Annotated in this window: 20 protein-coding genes; 13 read left to right on the forward strand and 7 right to left on the reverse strand. The window is 71.8% G+C overall.

All coding sequences use genetic code 11. From position 1 onward, the window contains the following. Nucleotides 1–8 precede the first annotated feature (8 nt). The 3 genes from ACZ7L7_RS11140 (at nt 9) to ACZ7L7_RS11150 (ending at nt 3,524) form a co-directional block, all read left to right on the forward strand. A complete protein-coding gene (locus tag ACZ7L7_RS11140; RefSeq protein WP_285513076.1) occupies nt 9–1,043 on the forward strand; it encodes an NlpC/P60 family protein in 1,035 nt (344 codons plus the stop codon). A gap of 218 nt (nt 1,044–1,261) precedes the next feature. Next, nucleotides 1,262–2,269, forward strand: coding sequence for a C40 family peptidase (locus tag ACZ7L7_RS11145; RefSeq protein ID WP_285513077.1), 1,008 nt, complete (start codon nt 1,262–1,264; stop codon nt 2,267–2,269). Between the two features lie 70 nt (nt 2,270–2,339). Then, the gene (locus ACZ7L7_RS11150) at nt 2,340–3,524 is read left to right on the forward strand and encodes a hypothetical protein (RefSeq protein ID WP_285513078.1); all 1,185 of its coding nucleotides are present in this window, start codon (nt 2,340–2,342) and stop codon (nt 3,522–3,524) included. Here ACZ7L7_RS11150 and ACZ7L7_RS11155 read toward each other — a convergent pair. Continuing rightward, complete coding sequence (locus ACZ7L7_RS11155) at nt 3,512–4,057, reverse strand: PadR family transcriptional regulator (RefSeq protein ID WP_285513079.1); 546 nt, start codon at nt 4,055–4,057, stop codon at nt 3,512–3,514. The genes ACZ7L7_RS11150 and ACZ7L7_RS11155 overlap by 13 nt on opposite strands. Before the next feature lie 89 nt (nt 4,058–4,146). Between ACZ7L7_RS11155 and ACZ7L7_RS11160 the strand changes: the two genes are divergently transcribed. Then, on the forward strand, nt 4,147–5,445 hold the full coding sequence (locus ACZ7L7_RS11160) for an MATE family efflux transporter (RefSeq protein ID WP_285513080.1): 1,299 nt from the start codon (nt 4,147–4,149) through the stop codon (nt 5,443–5,445). Here ACZ7L7_RS11160 and ACZ7L7_RS11165 read toward each other — a convergent pair. Then, entirely contained in the window at nt 5,406–6,641 is a 1,236-nt protein-coding gene (locus ACZ7L7_RS11165) for a glycosyltransferase 87 family protein (RefSeq protein ID WP_453604556.1), read from the reverse strand. The two genes, ACZ7L7_RS11160 and ACZ7L7_RS11165, sit on opposite strands and share 40 nt — an antisense overlap. A gap of 120 nt (nt 6,642–6,761) precedes the next feature. On the opposite strand from ACZ7L7_RS11165, the gene ACZ7L7_RS11170 reads away from it, so the two are divergent. Next, nucleotides 6,762–7,904: a glycosyltransferase family 4 protein gene (locus tag ACZ7L7_RS11170; protein WP_471428168.1), complete on the forward strand. Its 1,143-nt coding sequence runs from the start codon at nt 6,762–6,764 to the stop codon at nt 7,902–7,904. 90 nt (nt 7,905–7,994) lie between these two features. Beyond that, nucleotides 7,995–9,608 carry a GMC oxidoreductase gene (locus ACZ7L7_RS11175; protein WP_453604575.1) on the forward strand — a complete coding sequence of 538 codons (1,614 nt, stop codon included), beginning with the start codon at nt 7,995–7,997 and terminating at the stop codon, nt 9,606–9,608. A 13-nt stretch (nt 9,609–9,621) separates the two neighbouring features. Here ACZ7L7_RS11175 and ACZ7L7_RS11180 read toward each other — a convergent pair whose 3' ends face one another. Beyond that, entirely contained in the window at nt 9,622–11,418 is a 1,797-nt protein-coding gene (locus tag ACZ7L7_RS11180; protein ID WP_285513084.1) for an AMP-dependent synthetase/ligase, read from the reverse strand. Nucleotides 11,419–11,730: 312 nt separating this feature from the next. Between ACZ7L7_RS11180 and ACZ7L7_RS11185 the strand changes: the two genes are divergently transcribed. The 6 genes from ACZ7L7_RS11185 to ACZ7L7_RS11210 all read left to right on the forward strand — a co-directional run bounded on the left by ACZ7L7_RS11185 (nt 11,731) and on the right by ACZ7L7_RS11210 (nt 16,632). Next, nucleotides 11,731–12,546 (forward strand): metallophosphoesterase family protein, encoded by an 816-nt coding sequence (locus ACZ7L7_RS11185; RefSeq protein ID WP_285513085.1) that lies wholly within the window; start codon nt 11,731–11,733, stop codon nt 12,544–12,546. 66 nt (nt 12,547–12,612) lie between these two features. Continuing rightward, nucleotides 12,613–13,056, forward strand: a complete 444-nt coding sequence (locus ACZ7L7_RS11190) for an SRPBCC family protein (RefSeq protein ID WP_285513086.1) — start codon at nt 12,613–12,615, stop codon at nt 13,054–13,056. A gap of 29 nt (nt 13,057–13,085) precedes the next feature. After that, entirely contained in the window at nt 13,086–14,246 is a 1,161-nt protein-coding gene (locus ACZ7L7_RS11195) for an ArsA family ATPase (RefSeq protein WP_285513087.1), read from the forward strand. A 57-nt stretch (nt 14,247–14,303) separates the two neighbouring features. Next, nucleotides 14,304–14,792, forward strand: a complete 489-nt coding sequence (locus ACZ7L7_RS11200; protein ID WP_285513088.1) for a DUF5304 domain-containing protein — start codon at nt 14,304–14,306, stop codon at nt 14,790–14,792. A gap of 53 nt (nt 14,793–14,845) precedes the next feature. Beyond that, nucleotides 14,846–15,799 (forward strand): ROK family glucokinase, encoded by a 954-nt coding sequence (locus ACZ7L7_RS11205; RefSeq protein WP_285513089.1) that lies wholly within the window; start codon nt 14,846–14,848, stop codon nt 15,797–15,799. Nucleotides 15,800–15,912: 113 nt separating this feature from the next. After that, nucleotides 15,913–16,632 carry an endonuclease/exonuclease/phosphatase family protein gene (locus ACZ7L7_RS11210; RefSeq protein WP_471592297.1) on the forward strand — a complete coding sequence of 240 codons (720 nt, stop codon included), beginning with the start codon at nt 15,913–15,915 and terminating at the stop codon, nt 16,630–16,632. A 12-nt stretch (nt 16,633–16,644) separates the two neighbouring features. Here ACZ7L7_RS11210 and ACZ7L7_RS11215 read toward each other — a convergent pair whose 3' ends face one another. The 4 genes from ACZ7L7_RS11215 to ACZ7L7_RS11230 form a co-directional block, all read right to left on the reverse strand. Beyond that, nucleotides 16,645–17,667, reverse strand: coding sequence for a CU044_5270 family protein (locus ACZ7L7_RS11215; RefSeq protein ID WP_471592298.1), 1,023 nt, complete (start codon nt 17,665–17,667; stop codon nt 16,645–16,647). Further along, nucleotides 17,660–18,283, reverse strand: a complete 624-nt coding sequence (locus tag ACZ7L7_RS11220) for an RNA polymerase sigma factor (protein WP_285513092.1) — start codon at nt 18,281–18,283, stop codon at nt 17,660–17,662. Before ACZ7L7_RS11220 ends, ACZ7L7_RS11215 begins: the two co-directional genes overlap by 8 nt. Nucleotides 18,284–18,450: 167 nt before the next feature. Further along, on the reverse strand, nt 18,451–19,017 hold the full coding sequence (locus tag ACZ7L7_RS11225; protein WP_285513093.1) for a hypothetical protein: 567 nt from the start codon (nt 19,015–19,017) through the stop codon (nt 18,451–18,453). Continuing rightward, nucleotides 19,010–19,789: an alpha/beta hydrolase gene (locus tag ACZ7L7_RS11230; protein ID WP_285513094.1), complete on the reverse strand. Its 780-nt coding sequence runs from the start codon at nt 19,787–19,789 to the stop codon at nt 19,010–19,012. The genes ACZ7L7_RS11225 and ACZ7L7_RS11230 overlap by 8 nt, the downstream gene beginning before the upstream one ends. A 149-nt stretch (nt 19,790–19,938) precedes the next feature. Between ACZ7L7_RS11230 and ACZ7L7_RS11235 the strand changes: the two genes are divergently transcribed. Further along, a complete protein-coding gene (locus ACZ7L7_RS11235) occupies nt 19,939–20,700 on the forward strand; it encodes a lysophospholipid acyltransferase family protein (protein ID WP_285513334.1) in 762 nt (253 codons plus the stop codon). Nucleotides 20,701–20,704 lie beyond the last annotated feature (4 nt).

A 20,704-nucleotide genomic window follows, 5' to 3' on the forward strand; every position in this document is an offset into this window, starting at 1 on the left:
TCGCCTCCGTGGCGTCCCACCGTCGACCCAAGCAGCCGAGCCGCGCACGTGTGACCGTGCTGACCACCGCCGCTGCCGCCGCCGTGGCCATCAGCTCTCAGGCGGCCAACGCCGCGCCCAGCGAGAAGCCGAGCAAGGACGAGGTCAAGGCCAAGGTCGACAAGCTCTACGAGGAGGCCGAGCAGGCCACCGAGAAGTACAACGGGGCCAAGGAGAAGCAGGAGAAGCTCCAGAAGGAGATCTCCACCATCCAGGACAACGTCGCGCGCGGTCAGGAAGACCTGAACGACATGCGTGACTCCATAGGCCTGGCGGCGGCCGCGCAGTACCGCACCGGCTCCATCGACTCCTCGGTCCAGCTGTTCCTCTCCGCGGACCCGGACGACTACCTCGACAAGGCCTCCACGCTCGACCAGTTGAGCAGCCAGCAGGTCGAGCAGCTGAAGAAGATCCAGGACAAGCAGCGCGAACTCGCCCAGGACCGCGCCGAGGCCACCGAGAAGCTCAAGGACCTGGCCTCCACCCGGACCGAACTGGGCAAGAAGAAGAAGGAAGTCCAGGACAAGCTCGCCGAGGCGCAGAAGCTCCTGAACTCCCTCACCGCCGAGGAGAAGGCCGCCCTCGCCAAGGAGGAGGCGCGCGCCACCCGGTCCTCCGCCGACCGTGTCGACCTCGGCAACTCCGCGCAGGGCTCCGGCCGGGCGATGGCCGCCTTCCAGGCCGCGCAGAGCAAGATCGGCTCGCCCTACGTGTACGGCGCCTCCGGCCCGTCCTCCTTCGACTGCTCGGGCCTGACCTCCTGGGCCTTCGCCCAGGCCGGCGTCGGCATCCCGCGCACCTCGCAGGCGCAGGCCAACGCCGGTACCCGGATCTACAGCCAGTCCGACCTCAAGGTCGGCGACCTGGTCATCTTCTACGGCGACCTGCACCACGTCGGCTTCTACGCGGGCAACGGCCAGGTGCTGCACGCCCCGCGCACCGGCGCGGTCGTGCGCTACGAGTCGATCAACAACATGCCGTTCCAGTTCGGCGTCCGGATCTGACCCTTCCAAGATCAGGACACGGTGCCGCCCGTTCGGGCGAATCGCACCGACCGGAACTGACCCCGCGCCCCGCCCATGACCTGCGTCATAGGCGGGGCGTCACCGTTTGTGGCCACGGCGGTCGTTGGTCGGTGCCCTGTCGCGGGGCTACTGTCTGCCGCGTTTCCCCCTCGCCGGGGAACGGTCCTTGTCCGCCAGCGGAAGGGGTGCGGCTTCCTGTGGGGTCCCATCGTCGCCTTGTACCGTCCGGGTTCGACCGCGGCGCGAGCGCCGCGCTCTGTGTCATCTCAGCGGCGGCCGCCGCGCTGGGCGTCCTGCCGGCCTCGGCGGCGCCGCACGACGACACCCGGTCCGAGGTGGACCGCCTCTACGAGGAGGCGGAGAAAGCCACCGAGGCGTACAACAAGGCCGATGAACGCGCCGACTCGCTGCGCAGGCAGGTCAGCACCGCGCGGGACCGGATCGCCCGCCAGCAGGAGCGCATCAACTCCATGCGGGAGTCACTGGGTTCGCTGGCCGGGGCGCAGTACCGCTCCGGCGGCATCGATCCGTCACTCGCGCTCCTCTTCTCCGACGACCCGGACGACTACCTCGACAAGGCCTCCGTCCTGGACCGGATCACGGCGCGCCAGGCGGGCGAGCTGAAGGACCTTCAGGACGCGATGCGCGAACTGGCGCAGGACCGCGCCGAAGCCACGCGCAAGCTCGGGGAACTGGAGAAGAGCCGCAAGGCCGTGGCGGCGCACAAGCGGACGGTGGAGAGCAAGCTGGCCAAGGCCCGCCGGCTGCTCAACTCCCTGCCCCTGGACGAGCGCGCCGCCTACGACCGGGCCTCCCGCTCCGGCCGCATGCCCGACCTCGGGGGCGCCGTCCCGGCCTCCGGCCGCGCCGCCGCCGCGATCGCCGCCGCCCGCTCCGCCCTCGGCAAGCCGTACGTCTGGGGCGCCAACGGCCCCAGCGGCTTCGACTGCTCGGGCCTGATGCAGTGGTCCTACGCCCAGGCGGGCGTCTCCCTGCCCCGCACCTCCCAGGCCCAGCGCCACGCGGGCCGCCAGGTCCCCCTCTCCCAGGCCCGCCCCGGCGACCTGGTCACCTACCGCTCCGACGCGAGCCATGTGGGCATGTACGTCGGCAACGGCCAGGTCATCCACGCCCCCTACCCCGGCGCCCCGGTCCGCTACGACCCGGTGGGGATGATGCCGGGCGCGACGGTGACCCGCGTCTGACCGGCCCGGGCCGGTCCCGGCCCGCTCCCGCGGTCTGACCTCCGTCCGATTCGCGCCGTACGATCTCCGCATGGCTGGTCGGCGGTGGGCGTCCGGGGTGGTGGTGCTCTGGGTGCTGCTCGGGCTGGTTTCGGCGTGCGGGGGGCGCGAGGTCGCCGACGCGGCCCGGGACTCCGTGCAGCGGGTGCTGGACCGGCGGGCCGAGGCCATCGTCGCGGACGACGCGGCGGCCTACGGGCGGACCGGGACGCGGGCCGGGTTCGACGAGCTCGCGGCGGTGCCGTTCGCCGACTGGGTGTACCGGGTGACCGGTGTGGAGCGGGAGGGGGACAGCGCCACCGCCGATGTCGAGCTGAGTTACCGGATCCAGGGGCACGACCGGGCGCCGGTCGTCGTCCGCCGTACCGTGCGGCTCGGGCTCGACGCCGCCGGGGAGTGGTACGTGGAGTCCGAGCGGCCCGCCGCCAAGGCGCCCGAGCAACTGTGGGACCAGGGGCGGGTCGAGGTCGTCCGGGGCGAGCACAGCACCGTCCTCGGGGTCGGGCAGTCCGACGAGCGGCTGCGGGCCTTCGCCGAGATGGCCGACCGCGCGGTGCCCGCGGTGAACCGGGCCTGGGGCACCGCGTGGCCGCGCGGCACCGTCGTGCTCGTACCGAAGTCACTGGAGGGCATGGCCGGGCTGCTCGGGGCGCCCGCCTCCTCGTACCGGGGGATCGCCGCCGTGACCACCGGCGAGACCGGCACCCGCGCGCACGCGCCCGCGGACCGGATCATCCTCAACCCGGTCGCGTACGGCGTCCTCGGCCAGAGCGGCAAGCAGGTCGTGCTCACCCACGAGACCACCCATGTCGCCACCCGCGCCCACACCGGCCCCGCCACCCCGCTGTGGCTCTCCGAGGGCTACGCCGACTGGGTCGGCTACCTCGGCTCGGGCCGCGAGCCCTCCGACGCCGCGCCCGAGCTGTGGCGGGCGGTGACCGAGGACGAGATCCCGCAGCGGCTGCCGACCGACGAGGACTTCGCGTTCACCGGGGACGCGGCGAGCCTCGCCCAGGCGTACGAGAGCGGCTGGATGGCATGCCGGATGATCGCCGACCGCTGGGGCGAGGCGAAGCTGGGGGAGTTCTACCGGGCCGTCGGCGCGCACGAGACCCGCTCCGGCGCGGTCCAACAGGCGATGGAACAGGTGCTCGGGACGAGCCCGGAGGACTTCACCGCGCAGTGGCGGGAGTACCTGCGCGGTCAGTTCGACTGAGTCCCGTCGGGTGGGTCCAGCAGCTCGATCGCCTCGGTCAGCCACGCCCGCTCCGCCGCCCCCGTCGCCCGCGCCACCCGCAGCATCCCCTGCCGGAACAGATCGCCGGCCTCCTCCGCCCGCACCGGCTCGCCGTCCCGGTAGAAGAAGCTCGACGGCGCGTTGAGGAACTCCAGGCGGCGGCGCAGGACGGCGGCCTGTTCGCGCGGGTCCGGCAGGTGCCGCAGGAACGACAGCACGGTGTTGAAGCGGACCTGGTCGCTGATCTCCACCGGCTTGGGGTGCCGCAGCCGCTCCAGCAGCTCGGCGCGGCCCTGTTCGGTCAGTGACAGGATCCGGCGCGGGGCGGCGGACGCGCCGGGCTCGGTGCGCTGGTCCAGCAGACCCGCCTTGGTGAGCCGGGTGATCGCCGGGTACAGCGCGCCGTCGCTGACCGGCCGGACATGCCCGCTGAGCGCCTTGATGCGCTCCTTCAGCTCGTAGCCGTGCAGCGGCTGCTCGGCTAGGAAGCCCAGGATCGACAGCTCCAGCACCGGTACCTCCTTGCGGGCGATGTGCCCGCCATGCTACCTCTTTCCGAGCTACCTCGATTCGAGGTAGCTCGGAAAGAGGGAACTCGCTGATGGACGCTCACCGCCGGACACTCGTCTCGCTCGCCCACCCCGTCTACTTCTCGCTCCTGGCCTCCGTCGCCGCCGGGATCATCAACACCGTCTGGGTCTCCCGGCTCGGCGGCCCCGCCGTCGCCGCCGTGGCCGTCGCCACCAACACCGAGAACGTGCTCCTCGGCGTCGCCCTGGTCTTCGGCTCCGGTACGACCGTGCTGGTCGCGCACGCCAGGGGCGCCCGGGACCCGGCGGCCGTGCGCGCGGCCGTGCGCGGCGGCTGGGCGCTGTACGCCCTGGTCACCCCGCTGGTCATCGGCGGCGGCCTGCTGCTGCGCGAACCGCTGGCCCGGCTGGTCCTGGGCGGCGACGGCCCGGCGGTGCCGCTCGCCACCGCCTACTTCGCGATCTCCCTGCCCGGCATCGCCGTCTTCTTCGCCCAGACCCTGCTCGACGGCATCCTCAAGGGCACCGGCGACACCCGCACCCCGATGCGCCTCGCCCTCCTCGCCAACGGCCTGATCCTGGTCACCGACCCCTTCGCGATCCACTACTACGGCGTCCGGGGCGCCGCCGCCGCCACGGTCCTGTGCCGCACCGCCGCCCTCGCGGTCGGCCTTCTCGCCCTGCGCCGCAACAAACTGCTGCGCGAGGCATCCCGCTCACCCGCCCCCTTCTCGCCCCGCCGCACCCTCGCCACCGGACTGCCCATGGCCGCCGACTTCACCGTCCGGCAGACCGGCGCACTGGCCCTGGTGGCGATCGTGGCCCGGCTCGGGGTGACCGCGGTGGCCGCGTACGCGATCGCCTACAAGGTCCTCTACGTCGCCACCATGGCCTTCTACGCGCTGCGCCAGGCCGCCGCCATCCACACCGCGCACACCCGCGGCGCCGGACGCGACGAGCGGCGGGCGATCGGACGGCAGGTCGTCCTGGTGGCCGGGGCGGTGGCCCTGACCGCGTCCGTGCTGCTGGCGGTGGCCGCGCCCTGGCTCATGGCCGCCTTCGGCGCCGGACCGCGCGTCGCCGACCAAGGCGTGCTCTTCCTGCGCTGCATCGGCCCCTATCTGCTGCTCATGGGCTGCTTCATCGCCCTCGGCGGGGTCTTCGAGGGCAGTGGCGGCTCCCCGCTGCTGCTGCGCGTGACGCTACTGGGGACAGCGGTCCAACTGCCGCTCGCGTACGCGCTGTCCGGGCTCGGGCTGCCGGGGGTGTGTCTGGCGCTGGCGCTCGCCATGGCGCTCCAGTGTGCCCTGCTCGGGTGGCGGGCCCGGCGTCAGGAGGGCAGCGAGGTCTCCCTCGTCCGGGTGGCCTGAGCGGGCAGCGGACGGACGGCGTCCTCGGACACCGTGGAGCGCCACAGGACGCGGGCGGCGAGGACGGTGGCGAGCACCAGCAGGCCGTTGCGGACGGAGAGCAGCGTGATGCCGAGGCCGTCGCTGGCGACCACGTGCGCGAACCAGAGCGGGAACTCCAGCATGGTCACCAGGCATGCCGCCAGCAGCACGACGACCGGCGGGCCCATCCGGCTGCCCCGGAAACAGAGGCAGACGGCCGCCAGACCGACCAGCCAGACCAGGTACTGCGGGCTGATCACCCGGCTGGTCGTGGTGAACAGCAGCACCGCCACGAACGCCGCGTCCGCGACGGTGTGCGAGCGGAACCGCCGGGCCCGCAGCCGCCACAGCAGCAGCCAGCCGAAGGCCAGGGCGGACAGCACCAGAGCGATGTTGCTGACCGTGTCCACGTGCGGGCCGAGGAATTCCACCGAGCCGTAGTTCAGCAGCACCTCCCCGTCCCAGCCGTGGTGCCGGGCCACATGGAAGACGAGCGCGCCCAGCGACTCCACCTCGGTGCCGCGGTCCCGCTGGAAGGTCAGGAACGCGAACGCCCCCGGCATCCCCGCCGCGAACAGCGCCGCCAGCACGGCCCCGGTCACCACGGCCGACGCCCAGGCGGTGCGGTCGCGGACGGCCACCAGCAGCAGCACCGGCCACACCTTCAGCAGCGCCCCCAACGCGGTCAGCGCGCCCATCGCCCGCGGGTGCCGGGCGCCCGCCAGCAGCGCTGCCACCGCGACCGCGGTCACCATCACGTCGTACCGGGCGTACACGGTCGGCCCGAGCAGGGGCACGCCCACCGCCCAGACCCAGGCGCCGCGCACGCTGCGGCCGGGGCGCGGGCCCGTGTAGAGGAGCAGGGCGAGGACGGCCAGGTCGGCGGTGAAGGCCAGGACGAAGAAGGCGGAGGCGTAGTCCAGGTAGAAGAGCAGCTTGGGGGAGAGGATCGCGAGCGCGGCGGCGGGCGGGTACTGCCAGGTGACGTCGTCCTGCGGGAACGATCCGGTGCCCAGCACCTCGGACCAGCCCTGGTAGATCACGGCGACGTCGGAGGTGACGTCCGGGCCGGGGAAGACCCACACCTTGAACACGAGGAGCAGCAGCACGACCCTGGTCGCGGCCCAGATGCCGAGGAGGCCGGCCAGGGACCACCGCGCGCCCGTCGTCTCCACCTGGTCCCCTGCCGTTCGTGCTCGTCGTCGAGGGCACCATGATGTCCCGCGCGGCTGTGGGTCGGCCACCAGGGCGGGCGTGACGCGCTGTGCACGACGCCTCCGATAGGGTCGGCCGCGATGCACAAGACGCTCATCGTGACGAACGACTTCCCGCCCCGCCCCGGCGGTATCCAGGCCTTCCTGCACAACATGGCGCTGCGGCTGGACCCGGAGCGGCTGGTCGTCTACGCCTCCACCTGGAAGCGCGGCCGGGAGGGCGCCGAGGCGACGGCGGCCTTCGACGCGGAACAGCCCTTCACCGTCGTCCGCGACTCCACGACGATGCTGCTGCCCACCCCGCGGGTGACCCGGCGTGCGGTCGGGCTGCTGCGGGAGCACGGCTGCACGTCCGTGTGGTTCGGGGCGGCGGCCCCGCTCGGCCTGATGGCCCCGGCCCTGCGGAAGGCGGGGGCGCGGCGGCTGGTCGCCACCACCCACGGGCACGAGGCCGGCTGGGCCCAGCTGCCCGCCTCGCGGCAACTGCTGCGGCGGATCGGGGACTCCACGGACACGATCACCTACCTCGGCGAGTACACCCGCTCGCGGATCGCGGGCGCGCTCTCGCCCGAGGCGGCCTCCCGGATGGTCCAGCTCCCCCCGGGCGTGGACGAGAAGACCTTCCACCCCGGCTCCGGCGGCGCCGAGGTCCGGGCCCGGCTGGGCCTGACCGACCGGCCCGTGGTGGTGTGCGTCTCCCGGCTGGTCCCGCGCAAGGGCCAGGACACGCTCATCCTCGCGATGCCCCGCATCCTCGCGAAGGAGCCGGACGCGGTGCTGCTGATCGTCGGCGGCGGCCCGTACGAGCAGGATCTGCGCAAGCTGGCCGAGGACACCGGCGTGGCCGGCTCGGTCCGCTTCACCGGCTCGGTGCCCTGGTCCGAACTGCCCGCCCACTACGGCGCCGGTGACGTGTTCGCCATGCCGTGCCGCACTCGGCGCCGGGGCCTGGACGTGGAGGGGCTCGGCATCGTGTACCTGGAGGCCTCGGCGACCGGACTGCCGGTCGTCGCGGGCGACTCCGGCGGCGCCCCCGACGCGGTCCTCGACGGCGAGACCGGCTGGGTGGTCCGCGGCGGCTCCCCGAGCCAGGCCGCCGACCGCATCACCGCCCTCCTCGGCGACCCCGAACTGCGGCGCCGGATGGGGGAGCGGGGCCGGGAGTGGGTCGAGGAGAAGTGGCGCTGGGACCTGCTGGCGGAGAAGTTGAAGGCGCTGCTGTGAGAACAAGTTGAAGGCGCTGCTGCAATACGCGCCGACAACCTAGGCGGAACCCGAAATTCCGCCCATGCTGCGCACATGACATCAAACCTGATGCAGCGTCAGCTGACAAGACGTCAAATCCTGGGCATGGTCGCCCTCCAGACGGCCGCCGCCTCCGGACTCACCCGCATAGGGCTCTCCTCGGCCCACGCCGCCGAGCCGCCCGCCCTCGACAACGCCCCCGCCGTCGTGGTCGGTTCCGGATACGGCGGCGCCGTCGCGGCCCTCCGCCTCGGCCAGGCCGGCATCCGCACGATCGTGCTGGAGATGGGCCGCCTGTGGAACTCCGCGGGCCCCGACGGCAAGGTGTTCTGCTCCACCACCGCCCCCGACCACCGCTCCACCTGGTTCCGCACCCGCACCGAGGCCCCGCTGGCCACCTTCCTGTGGCTGGACGTCGTCAACAAGGACATCAGCCTCTACCCCGGCGTCCTGGACCGCGTACGCTTCGCCCACATGTCCGTCTACTGCGGACGCGGCGTCGGCGGCGGCTCCCTGGTCAACGGCGGCATGGCCGTCACCCCGCTCAAGTCGTACTTCGCCGAGCAGTTCCCCACCGTCGACGCGGACGAGATGTACGCCACGTACTACCCCCGCGCCCGCTCCATGCTCGGCGTCAACCCCATCGACCCGGCCTGGTTCGAGGCCACGGACTGGTACCGCTTCAGCCGCGTCTCCCGCACGCACGCCGAACGGACCGGCCTGCGGACCACCTTCGTGCCGAACGTCTACGACTTCGGCCACATGCAGCGCGAGGAGGCCGGCACCGCCCCGAAGTCCGCGCTCGCCGCCGAACTGCTCTACGGCAACAACCACGGCAAGCGCAGCCTGGACAAGACCTACCTCGCCGCCGCCGTCGGCACCGGCAACGTCACCATCCACACCCTGGAGAAGGTCACCGGAATCCGGCTCGGGGAGGGCGGGACGTACGTCGTCCAGACCCAGCGGATCGACAACGCCGGGAACGTCGTCGAGACCAAGGAGTACGGCTGTACCTACCTCTTCCTCGGCGGCGGCAGCGTCGGCACCACCGAGCTGCTGCTGCGCGCCCGGGAGACCGGCGCGCTGCCCGCCCTGGACGCCAGTGTCGGCACCGGCTGGGGCACCAACGGCAATGTGATGCTCGGCCGGGCCAACCACCTGTGGGACACGGTCGGGGCGAAGCAGTCGACCGTGCCGGTCATGGGCATCGACGACTGGGCCAACACCGCCAACCCCGTCTTCGCCGAGATCGCGCCCCTGCCCATGGGGCTCGAACACTGGGTCAGCCTCTACCTGGCGATCACCAAGAACCAGGAACGGGCGTCCTTCTCCCTCACCGGCGGCTCCCTGGCGCTCAGTTGGACCGCGGCGCAGAGCGCGGTCTCCTCGGCCATGGCCAAGAAACTGTTCGACCGGATCAACCGGGCCAACGCCACCATCTACCGGTACGACCTGTTCGGCGGAAACCGGGCCTTCGCCGACGACTTCACGTACCACCCGCTGGGCGGCTGTGTGCTCGGCCGGGCCACCGACGACTACGGCCGGGTGAAGGGCTACCCGAAGCTGTACGTCACCGACGGCTCGCTGGTGCCCGGGTCGATCGGGGTGAACCCCTTCGTCACCATCACCGCCCTCGCCGAACGCACGATGGCGCGGGTCCTCGTGGAGGACGCCGCGCCATAGCCGCAAGCAGTCACTACTTCGCGTAGATCGCCTCGATCTCCTGCGCGAAGTCCTTCGCCACCACGTTCCGCTTCAGTTTCAGCGACGGCGTCAGGTGGCCCGACTCCTCCGTGAACTGGGAGGACAGAATGCGGAACTTCCGCACCGATTCCGCCTTGGACACCGCGGCGTTGCCGTCGTCGATCGCCGACTGGATGGCGGCCAGCAGGTCCGCGTCCTCACGCAGCGACGCCGCGGTGGACCCCTCCGGCTTGCCGTGCTCGGCGGCCCAGCGGCCCAGGAACTCCTCGTCGATGGTGACCAGCGCGCCCACGAACGGCCGCCCGTCACCGACCACCATGCACTCCGCGACCAGCGCGTGCGCCCGGATCCGGTCCTCGATCACCGCCGGGGCGACGTTCTTGCCGCCCGCGGTCACCAGGATCTCCTTCTTGCGGCCGGTGATCCTGAGGTAGCCGTCCTCGTCGAGGGTGCCGATGTCGCCCGAGTGGAACCAGCCGTCGCGCAGCGCCTCCTCGCTCGCGCCCGGGTTGTTCCAGTACTCCTTGAAGATGTGCTCGCCGTGCAGCAGCACCTCGCCGTCGTCGGCGATACGCACCACCGAACCCGGCAGCGGCTGGCCGACCGTGCCGATCTTCTGCCGGTCCCACGGGTTGAACGCGGTGGCCGCGCAGGTCTCGGTCAGGCCGTAGCCCTCCAGCACCGTGAATCCGATGCCCCGGAAGAAGTGGCCGAGCCGCTCGCCCAGCGGGGCGCCGCCGGAGATCGCGTACTCGCCCCGGCCGCCCAGGACCGCGCGCAGCTTGCTGTAGACGAGCTTGTCGAAGACCTTGTGCTTGATCTTCAGGCCGACCGGCGGGCCGGAGGGGTTGTCCAGCGCCTTGCTGTAGGCGATGGCGGTGTCCGCGGCCTTGTCGAAGATCTTGCCCTTGCCGTCCGCCTGCGCCTTGGCGCGCGCCGAGTTGTAGACCTTCTCGAAGACGCGCGGCACACCGAGGATCAGCGTCGGCCGGAACTCGGCCAGCTCGTCGGTGAGGTTCTTGATGTCGGGCAGACAGCCCAGCTTGATCGGCGCGATCATCGGCGCGATCTGCACCAGCCGCCCGAAGACGTGCGCCAGCGGCAGGAACAGCAGCACCGAGCACTCACCGGTGCGGAACAGCGGCCGCAGCCGCTCCACCACATTGCCGCACTCGGCGAAGAAGTTGCGGTGGGTGAGCACACAGCCCTTGGGACGGCCGGTGGTGCCCGAGGTGTAGACGATGGTCGCCGGGTCGTCGGCCTTCGCCAGCGAGCTTCGCTCGTCCACCGTCTTGTCGCTGACGTCCTGGCCGAGCCGAGCCAGCTCCTCGATGCCGCCGCCCTCGATCTGCCACAGGTGCTTGAGCGCGGGCAGCCGGTCGCGCACCGACTCCACGGCCGCGGTGTGCGTGTCCAGTTCGGTCACGATCGCGCTCGCGCCGGAGTCGCCGAGGATCCACTGCACCTGCTCGGGCGAGCTGGTCTCGTACACCGGGACCGTGATGGCGCCCGCGGACCAGATCGCGAAGTCCAGCAGGGTCCACTCGTAGCGGGTGCGGGACATCAGGGCGACCCGGTCGCCCGGCTGCACCCCGGCCGCGATCAGGCCCTTGGCGGCGGCGCGCACCTCGGCGAGGAAAGCGGTGGCCGTGACGTCCTGCCAGACACCGTCGACCTTGCGGGCGATGACGGCGACGTCGGGATGCTGCGCGGCGTTTCTGCGGACGATGTCGGTCAGATTGCCGTCCGCGGGGACCTCGTACAAAGCCGGAAGGCTGAACTCGCGCAAGACTGCTGCTCCTCATAGGGCGCCGGCGCCACGACATTGTGTGATGCGACGGTGCGGTCCAAGGCTCGGGCAGGTACCCAGGAATCCCGGTGGTTGAAATCCTGAGCACGACTGGACTGCCCGGACGTTACCCGCCGGTATGGCTTCTTCGACAGAGGGTCCGGCGAGATGTTCGCTGCGTCACACGGTTCGGTACCGCAAGCATGGGTGCTTCTGCTGCGCACAGTAGTCGACCGGTTTGACGACTAGCCAGTAACCGCAGGTCCGGCCGCCACTGTTCACGCATGGCGCACAGGCCTACGCTTGATCGCCATGGCATCCACACCAGCCGGTAACAGCAGGACGCGCGTTCATGTGGTCAGCGACGTACACGGAAACGTCCGTGACCTGGCCAGAGCCGGTGACGGCGCGGACGCCCTGATCTGCCTGGGTGACCTGGTCCTCTTCCTCGACTACGCCGACCACTCCCGCGGCATCTTCCCCGATCTCTTCGGCGTGGAGAACGCCGACCGCATCGTGGAGCTGCGCACCGCCCGCCGCTACGAGGAAGCCCGCCAATTCGGCGCCCGGCTGTGGGCCGGGATCGGCGCCGACCGGGGCGCGGTGATCGAGAAAGCGGTGCGCAAGCAGTACGCCGAACTCTTCGCGGCGTTCCCGACCCCGACGTACGCCACCTACGGCAATGTCGACATGCCGCCCCTGTGGCCGGAGTACGCCGGGCCCGGCACCACCGTGCTGGACGGGCAGCGGGTCGAGATCGGCGGCTGGACCTTCGGCTTCGTCGGCGGCGGCCTGAGGACCCCGATGCGCACCCCGTACGAGATCAGCGACGAGGAGTACGCGGCCAAGATCGAGGCGGTCGGCGAGGTCGACGTGCTGTGCACCCACATCCCGCCGGAGGTCCCCGAACTCGTCTACGACACCGTCGCCCGCCGCTTCGAGCGGGGCAGCCGCGCCCTGCTGGAGGCGATCCGCAAGACCCGGCCCCGATACTCCCTCTTCGGGCATGTGCACCAGCCCCTGGTGCGCCGGATGCGGGTCGGAACCACGGAGTGCGTGAATGTCGGCCACTTCGCCGGGACCGGGAAGCCATGGGCGCTGGAGTTCGGCGGTCCGGGTGCGCGGTAGCCTTCACGCTGCACACACGTGCGTATGAGGACGACCTACCGGCCCGCATCTGGAGGAGCCACGACGATGGCGGAACACACCAGTTCGAGCATCACGATCGAGGCTGCACCGGCCGACGTCATGGGGGTGATCGCCGACTTCGCCCGCTACCCCGACTGGACCGGCGAGGTGAAGGAGGCGGAGGTGCTGGCCACCGACGCCCAGGGCCGCGCCGAGCAGGTGCGCCTGGTGATGGACGCGGGCGCGATCAAGGACGACCAGGTGCTCGCCTACACCTGGACCGGCGACCACGAGGTCTCCTGGACCCTGGTGAAGTCGCAGATGCTGCGCTCCCTGGACGGCTCGTACATCCTCAAGCCGGCCGGCGCCGGCTCCACCGAGGTCACCTATGTACTGACCGTCGACGTCAAGATCCCCATGCTCGGCATGATCAAGCGCAAGGCGGAGAAGGTCATCATCGACCGCGCGCTGGCCGGACTGAAGAAGCGGGTGGAGTCGGGTACCAAGTAACGGAGGGCCGTGCCCTACCGTTCACCCTCATGCGCACCCTCCTGATCACCGGGCCCGGCGGCAGCGGCCGTACCACGGTCGCCGCCGCCACCGCCCTCACCGCCGCGCGTGACGGCGAGCGGGTCCTCCTGCTCAGCGCCGACCGGGCCGACACCCTCGGCGCCGTCCTCGGCACCGCCACGGGCCCCGCGCCGGTGCGGGCCGGGGAACGGCTCACCCTCTGGCGGCCCGACGCCGCCGCCGGATTCCGCGCCGACCTCGCCGCCTTCCAGGAACGCGCCACCGCCGCCCTCGACCTGCTCGGCGCCTCCCGCCTCGACCCCGAGGAGGTCACCCCCCTCCCCGGCGCCGAGGAACTGACCCTCCTGCGCGCCCTGCGCGACGCCGCCCTCTCCGAACAGCACGACCTCCTCGTCGTCGACCTCCCGGCCACCGCCCAGGCCCTCGCCCTGCTCGCCCTGCCCGAACAGCTCCGCCGCTACCTGCGCCGCCTGCTCCCGCCGGAACGCCAGGCCGCCCGCGCCCTGCGCCCCGTCCTCGGCCGCCTGGCCGGGGTCCCCATGCCCGCCGAGTGGCTCTACGAGACCGCGGCCCGCTGGGACCTCGAACTCGCCGCCGTCGAAGCCGTCGTCGCCGACCGCGACACCGCCGTACGCCTCGTCGCCGAGCCAGGACCGGCCGGCTCCGACGCCGTACGCGAGGCTGTCCTCGCCCTCGCCCTGCGCGGACTGCGCCCCGAGCTCCTGGTCGCCAACCGGGCCGTCCCCGAGGACTGGCCGCCCTCCCTCGTCGCCCAGCAGCGCAAGACGCTGGAGGGATGGCAGGAGTCCTACGACGTCCAGGTCGTCCCGCACCTCGGCCGCGATCCGCGCGGCGCCGACGACCTCGCCGCGCTCGGCGTGCGGACAGCCGTCAACGCGACTCCCTCCACGGTCGAGTGGCCGGTCACCGACCGCCTCGCCGACGACGGCGTCCTGGTGTGGACCATCCCGCTGCCCGGCGCCATACGCGAGGACCTCGACCTCGTCCGGCGCGGCGACGAACTCGTCGTCACCGCGGGTCCGTTCCGCCGGATCGTCCCCCTGCCCTCCGCCCTGCGCCGCTGCACCGTCGACGGCGCCTCGCTGCGCGACGGAGAACTGCGCGTCCGGTTCGCCCCCGACCCCGCGCTGTGGCCCGCGGCCCGGTGAACCCGGTACGCCCGTTCGGGTAACGTCGGAGGGACGAACCGTAGTCAGGAGTCCGTCATGAGCGAAGAGGTCCAGCCCTCCGACGTCCCCGGCGAGGAGTCGCTCGACGAGGTACGGGCGACCGACGCCGACGCCTGGGCCACGGCGTGCGCCGAGGACCTGGCCGAGGAGCAGGCCCGCCGCCGCGCCCAGTACGGCCCGCCGCCCGGCTCGGCCGCCGAGGAACTGCGCAAGCTCGTCGACGCGGTCGGCGAGAAGCTGTCCTCGCTCAACTCGCCGCTGCTCGGCGCGGTCGCCGGACCCGCCGCCCAGCAGGTGGTCAAGCAGGTCGTGCAGCAGGCGAAGGCCGCCGTCGAACCCGTCATCGAACGGAACCCGGACGTCTTCGACCATCTCGCCGCGGCCGGCAACGAACTCCTCGCCGCCTACCGCTCCGCCGTCCAGGCCCAGGAACGCCGCTGGACCACGGGCGACGACCGCGATCTCCGCGAGCGCCGGGACCCCGGCGACGAGTCCGGTCCCGGGGAACGCATCGACTTGGACTGAAGCCGCTCGGGTACGGTTGGCCATAGCGGGGCTCGACCGAAACTGAGGGATTCATGGGACTCACCATCGGCGTCGACATCGGCGGCACGAAGATCGCGGCCGGCGTGGTCGACGAGGAAGGCAACATCCTCTCGACCCACAAGGTGCCGACACCGGGCACGCCCGAGGGCATCGTGGACGCCATCGCCTCCGCGGTGGAGGGGGCGCGCGCCGGTCATGACATCGTCGGCGTGGGAATCGGCGCCGCAGGATACGTCAACCGCCAGCGCTCGACGGTCTACTTCGCTCCGAACATCGACTGGCGCCAGGAACCGCTCAAGGAGAAGGTCGAGGCCCGCGTGGGCCTCCCGGTCGTCGTCGAGAACGACGCCAACGCCGCGGCCTGGGGCGAGTACAAGTTCGGCGCCGGCAAGGGCCACCGCAACGTCATCTGCATCACGCTCGGCACCGGCCTCGGCGGCGGCATCATCATCGGCAACAAGCTGCGCCGCGGCCACTTCGGCGTGGCCGCCGAGTTCGGCCACATCCGCATGGTGCCGGACGGCCTGCTGTGCGGCTGCGGCTCGCAGGGCTGCTGGGAGCAGTACGCCTCCGGCCGCGCCCTCGTCCGGTACGCCAAGCAGCGTGCCAACGCCACCCCGGAGCGCGCCGAGGTGCTGCTCGCGCTCGGCGACGGCACCCCCGACGGCATCGAGGGCAAGCACATCTCCATGGCCGCCCGCCAGGGCTGCCCGGTGGCCGTCGACTCCTACCGCGAGCTGGCCCGCTGGGCCGGCGCCGGGCTCGCCGACCTGGCCTCCCTCTTCGACCCGTCCGCCTTCATCGTCGGCGGCGGTCTCTCCGACGAGGGCGACCTGGTCCTGGACCCGATCCGCAAGTCCTACAAGCGCTGGCTGGTGGGCGGCAACTGGCGCCCGGTGGCCGATGTGATCGCCGCCCAGCTGGGCAACAAGGCGGGCCTGGTGGGCGCGGCGGACCTGGCCCGGGAGCCCGACCCGGTCATGTAATCGGGGCGCACGCTCTCACTCGGGGGGCGCGGGGACGGCGCGACCGACGACTGGCCGAAAGCCGGTCGCGCATGAGCCTCGCGCCCCGAGCCATGAGGCGTAGATTGATCCGCATGCCTGACGGTTCAGCCCTCGTCCGAGTCCTGAGCTACAACATCCGCTCGATGCGCGACGACACCGCGGCCCTGGCCCGGGTGATCCGCGCCTGCTCCCCGGACCTGGTCCTGGTCCAGGAAGCCCCCCGTTTCTTCCGCTGGCGCAAGAAACTGGCCCGCCTCGCCAAGGCCTCCGACCTGGTCATCCTCACCGGCGGAGCCACCGCCGCCGGTCCCGCCATCCTCTGCGACCTGCGCGTCACGGTCGAGCGCACCGAGGACGTCCTCCTCCCGCTCACCCCCGGACAGCACCGCCGCGGCTTCGCCACCGCCGTCGTCCGCCTCGGCGGTGCCCGCATCGGCGTCCTGAGCTGTCACCTCAGCCTGGACAAGCGGGAGCGCCACGAACAGGCCGGCCTGCTCCTGGACCGCCTGGCCGGGCTCGGCGTCGACCACGCCGTCGCGGGCGGCGACCTCAACGAACGCCCCGGCGGCCGCACCTTCACCCGCCTGACCGGCACCCTCCAGGACTGCTGGGCCACCGCCCCCCAAGGCGGCGAGCACACCTGGACCCGTACCGAACCCCACAGCCGCATCGACGCGATCTTCGCCACCAAGGGCATCGAGGTCACCGGCTGCGGCGTCCCCCTGGACCTGCCCGGCGTCACCGAGAAAGACCTGAGGGCGGCCACGGACCACCTCCCGGTCCTGGCCACCCTCAAAATCCCCGCGTCCTAAAACACGGCCCGGCTACGGCCGCTGCTTCACCTTGTCGACCACCGCCCAGCTGTCCAGGTAGGAGAGCTGGGTGTACGTCTTCATGGCCTTGCCGTCGCCCGAGGTGCGCACATCACGGAAGCCGAGGAACTCGTAGGTCCTTGGATCGAAGATGAAGAAGCCTCCGAAGCCGTCCATGCCCTCCGGCAGCGTCGGGTCGTCGTAGGTGATCGCCACCCCGACCCGCCCCTTCGCGTCCCGCTGGTTCGGTACCGCCTTCACACCGGGCACCATGCCCAGCGCCTCGTACGCCGCCGGGCGCAGCCCCTCCGGCATCACCGGGACCAGCTTGAGCAGCCCGGCCAGGCTGAAATGGACGTTCGACCAGGCCTGGTCGTCGAGGTCGTCCAGCGAGTCGGCCTTGTCGGGTCCGCTGCCACCGAACCGGTTGTGGATCGCGAGGATCAGCGCCTTCGGCTCGGTCGGCAGCCCGCGCAGCGTGCCCCAGTCCTGCGGCGGCCAGATCATCTCGCCCTCCTGGAGCGGCTCGGCCCACCAGCCCCGGCCGATCTCCATGGTCCAGGACCGCTGCGAACCGTCCACCGACCGCCAGTTCTCGTCGACGTAGGTCTTGGTGGTGCCGGTCTTCTTCTCGGTCTCCTTGATGATCTCCTTGGTGTAGATGAACTGGTCGTCCCGCGGGGTGACCGCACGCTCGTTCTTCCGCGCGTACGCGGCCGCCCCCTCCAGCACGGTCTGCGCGCTCACGTTCCGCATGGCGGGCGCGGACGTCGCCGGCACGGGCTTGCGGGCGGTACCGCCCCCGGAGCCGTCGTCGTGCCGTACGGCGACCAGCACCCCCGCGACGACCGCGGTGGTGAGCACGCCGGTCAGGGCGATGCGCAGGACGGGACGCCGGGGCCGTACCGGCGCCGGGGCGGGTTCGGTCATCGCCTGGAACAGGCGGGCACGCACCCGGTAGCGGGTGGCGTCGTCGAGCGGGGCTTCCCCCGCGTCGAAGTCCCGCAGCGCGCGGAGTTCGTCGGTGTCACGCATGGGCGTCTGCCTCTCGGAAAGCGGTCGGATCGGATCCGCCCAGTGCTTCGCGCAATCTGCTGCGAGCCCGGTGCAGCCGCGATCTGATCGTGCCGACGGGCACGCCGAGGGCCTGGGCCGCCTCCTCGTAGTCGAGGCCGGCCCAGGCCACCAGCAGCACGACATCGCGGTGCCGGGCGGAGAGTCCGCCCAGCGCTGCTGCCAGTTCCCGGCGCACCCCCGTGGCACCGGCCCTGGAAACAGCCCGGTCAGCGACCGGCTCGTCGTGCTCCACCGGCTCCGGCAGTCGCGCCAGCGCCTTGTAACGGCGCGCCTCGGCCCGGCGGTGCCGGGCGACGAGGTTGGTCGCGATGCCGAACAACCAAGGGCGGGCGTCGTCCCGCCCCAGGTCGTAGGTGTGCCGTCGTTGGAAGGCGGTGATGAAGGTCTCCGCCATCAGATCCTCCGCCGCCTCCGGACCGAGCCGCCGGGCCGCGTAACGGTGCACGGCGTCGGCGTACCGGTCGTAGAGCACGGCGAACAGCTCGGGCTCGTCCCGGGACCGTGCGATCACGCGGGCATCACTGATCTCGCGATCCTCGTCGCGGGTGCCGACGCCCGGTGGTCCGACGGTCATCGGGGCTCCTTCTGTTCGTGTGAACGCCTCGAAGGCTTGGGCTCTTTCAGGTTGTTCACCTGTGCTTCGCCGCCCGGCGGGATCGAGTTCCCTTTTCGCCTCCGGATGCGAAAGGGCCCGCCCGGAACAGCTCCGGGCGGGCCCTTTCGCGTGAGGTCGGACGGGGGTCAGACCACCGCCCCGCGCCCCGGATCGTCGTCGTCCTCGTCGCCCGGGCGCATCCGCATCACCAGTGTGGCGAAGCCGCCCAGGAAGCCGCCGATGCCGACCGTGGTCAGCCACCAGGTCATCTCCCAGCTCAGCAGCACGGCGAGCAGAAGCAGTATCGGGCCGCCCAGCACCGCCAGCCAGGCGAACTTCGTGGTGGTGTCCGCCTCGGGCAGCGGCGGGGGCTCCGGCGGGACGAAGTGGCCCTCGTCGTCGTCCTCGTCGTCGGCGTCCGCGGCCGGCTCCGGCGGGGAGTAGTCGCGCGGGCCGACACCGGGGGCGAAGGTGACCGAGCCGCCGAGCGGGGCCGCGGGGCGCTTCTCCTCCGGCTCCGCCTCCTCCGGGTCGTTGGTCTCGGCCTCCAGCAGGGCCAGGTCCTCCACGGACTTGAACGGCTTGGCGCCCGGCGGGTCCGGCGGCTCCTCGCCGTACCCGGCCACGATGGCCGCCCAGGCCGCGTCCTCGTCGAAACGGGCGCCCTGGTCGTCCGGCTCGCGCTCCCCGCGGTCGGAGTCGTGCTCAGCCACCTACAGCCGTCCCTTCCTTGCCGAGACCTTTGGCGAGCCGGCTCATGAACGCGTGGCTCTCCGCGAAGATCCGCTCCGCGTCATGGTCCAACGTCGCCACGTGGTAGCTGTGTTCCAGCACGATCTCCGTCACGTCCGCCGACGACACCCGGCTGAGCACCCGCGCCGAGTCGGCGGGCGGCACCACATGGTCCTGCGTGCTGTGCAGAAGCAGCAGCGGCTGCGTGACCTGCGGCAGCTCGCGGTCGACCTGCCGGAAGAAGTTCCGCAGCGAGTGCGCCGCGTGCAGCGGCACCCGGGTGTAGCCGAGTTCCTCGCTGCCCTCCTTGGCGATGTCGCTGGCGATGCCCTTCGTCGAGCGCACCAGGTGCCGCGCCACCGGAAGGGCGTGCGCGGCCAGGCCGTGCACCTTGTTCGCCGGGTTGACGACGACCACGCCGTCGATCGCGTCGCCGTGCTTGGCCGCCAGCCTCAGCGCCAGCGCGCCGCCCATCGACAGACCGGCCACGAACAGCGGCCCCGGCCGCTCCCGCAGCCGCCGCAGCTCGCGGTCCACCTCCGCGTACCAGTCCTGCCAGCCGGTGAGCTGCATGTCCTCCCAGCGGGTGCCGTGCCCGGGCAGCAGCGGAAGCGACACGGTCAGGTCGCGCTCGGCGAGATACTCCGCCCAGGGGCGCAGCGACTGCGGGGAACCGGTGAAGCCGTGGCAGAGGAGGACGGAGATCTCCCCGCCCTCATGGCGGTACGGCTCGGCTCCAGGAAGGACCGGCACCTTCGGTCTCCTGTTCATGAGGTCGGTTGCAGGTACTTCACCGTACGCGACCGCACTGACACCGACCAGGGTCGTCGGAGTCTTTGCCGCCGCTCCGGGTTAAGGTCTGATCGACAGACACAGGAGGCACTCGGTTGTTGTACGGCACGATGAAGGTGGCCATCGGGGGACCGCTGAAGGTCGCCTTCAGGCCCTGGGTGGAGGGCCTGGAGAACATTCCCGCCGAGGGTCCCGCCATCCTGGCGAGCAACCACCTGTCGTTCTCCGACTCGTTCTTCCTGCCCGCGGTCCTGGACCGCAAGGTCACCTTCATCGCGAAGGCCGAGTACTTCACCACCCCGGGCGTCAAGGGACGGCTGACCGCCGCGTTCTTCAAGGGCGTCGGCCAGCTCCCGGTGGACCGCTCCGGGGCGCGTGGCGCGGGCGAGGCCGCCATCAAGAGCGGCATAGAGGTCCTCGAACGCGGTGAGCTGTTCGGTATCTACCCGGAGGGCACCCGCTCGCCCGACGGCCGCCTGTACCGGGGCAAGCCCGGCGGCCTCGCACGCGTGGCGCTCGCGACCGGCGCGCCGGTCATCCCGGTCGCCATGATCGACACCGAGAAGATCCAGCCGCCCGGCAAGGTCGTGCCCAAGCTGATGCGGCCGGGCATCCGCATCGGCAAGCCCCTCGACTTCAGCCGCTACCAGGGCATGGAGCACGACCGCTTCGTCCTGCGCGCGCTGACCGACGAGGTCATGTACGAGATCATGCAGCTCTCCGGCCAGGAGTACGTCGACATGTACGCGACCGCCGCCAAGCGGCAGCTCGCGGAGGCCGCCAAGGCCGAGAAGGAAGCCGAGAAGGCGGCCAGAGCCGCCCTCGCCAAGGCCGACCAGGACCAGGCGGACAAAGAGAAGTCCGAGTCCTGACGGC

It is taken from the genome of Streptomyces sp. NPDC110618 (assembly GCF_055657065.1).

Excerpts from the sequence above, each read along its gene's own strand:
- ACZ7L7_RS11150 (WP_285513078.1), top strand. The coding sequence starts at position 2,340 with ATGGCTGGTCGGCGGTGGGCGTCCGGGGTGGTGGTGCTCTGGGTGCTG.
- ACZ7L7_RS11160 (WP_285513080.1), top strand. The coding sequence starts at position 4,147 with ATGGACGCTCACCGCCGGACACTCGTCTCGCTCGCCCACCCCGTCTAC.
- ACZ7L7_RS11170 (WP_471428168.1), top strand. The coding sequence starts at position 6,762 with ATGCACAAGACGCTCATCGTGACGAACGACTTCCCGCCCCGCCCCGGC.
- ACZ7L7_RS11175 (WP_453604575.1), top strand. The coding sequence starts at position 7,995 with ATGCAGCGTCAGCTGACAAGACGTCAAATCCTGGGCATGGTCGCCCTC.
- ACZ7L7_RS11185 (WP_285513085.1), top strand. The coding sequence starts at position 11,731 with ATGGCATCCACACCAGCCGGTAACAGCAGGACGCGCGTTCATGTGGTC.
- ACZ7L7_RS11190 (WP_285513086.1), top strand. The coding sequence starts at position 12,613 with ATGGCGGAACACACCAGTTCGAGCATCACGATCGAGGCTGCACCGGCC.
- ACZ7L7_RS11195 (WP_285513087.1), top strand. The coding sequence starts at position 13,086 with ATGCGCACCCTCCTGATCACCGGGCCCGGCGGCAGCGGCCGTACCACG.
- ACZ7L7_RS11200 (WP_285513088.1), top strand. The coding sequence starts at position 14,304 with ATGAGCGAAGAGGTCCAGCCCTCCGACGTCCCCGGCGAGGAGTCGCTC.
- ACZ7L7_RS11205 (WP_285513089.1), top strand. The coding sequence starts at position 14,846 with ATGGGACTCACCATCGGCGTCGACATCGGCGGCACGAAGATCGCGGCC.
- ACZ7L7_RS11210 (WP_471592297.1), top strand. The coding sequence starts at position 15,913 with ATGCCTGACGGTTCAGCCCTCGTCCGAGTCCTGAGCTACAACATCCGC.
- ACZ7L7_RS11215 (WP_471592298.1), bottom strand. The coding sequence starts at position 17,667 with ATGCGTGACACCGACGAACTCCGCGCGCTGCGGGACTTCGACGCGGGG.
- ACZ7L7_RS11220 (WP_285513092.1), bottom strand. The coding sequence starts at position 18,283 with ATGACCGTCGGACCACCGGGCGTCGGCACCCGCGACGAGGATCGCGAG.
- ACZ7L7_RS11235 (WP_285513334.1), top strand. The coding sequence starts at position 19,939 with ATGAAGGTGGCCATCGGGGGACCGCTGAAGGTCGCCTTCAGGCCCTGG.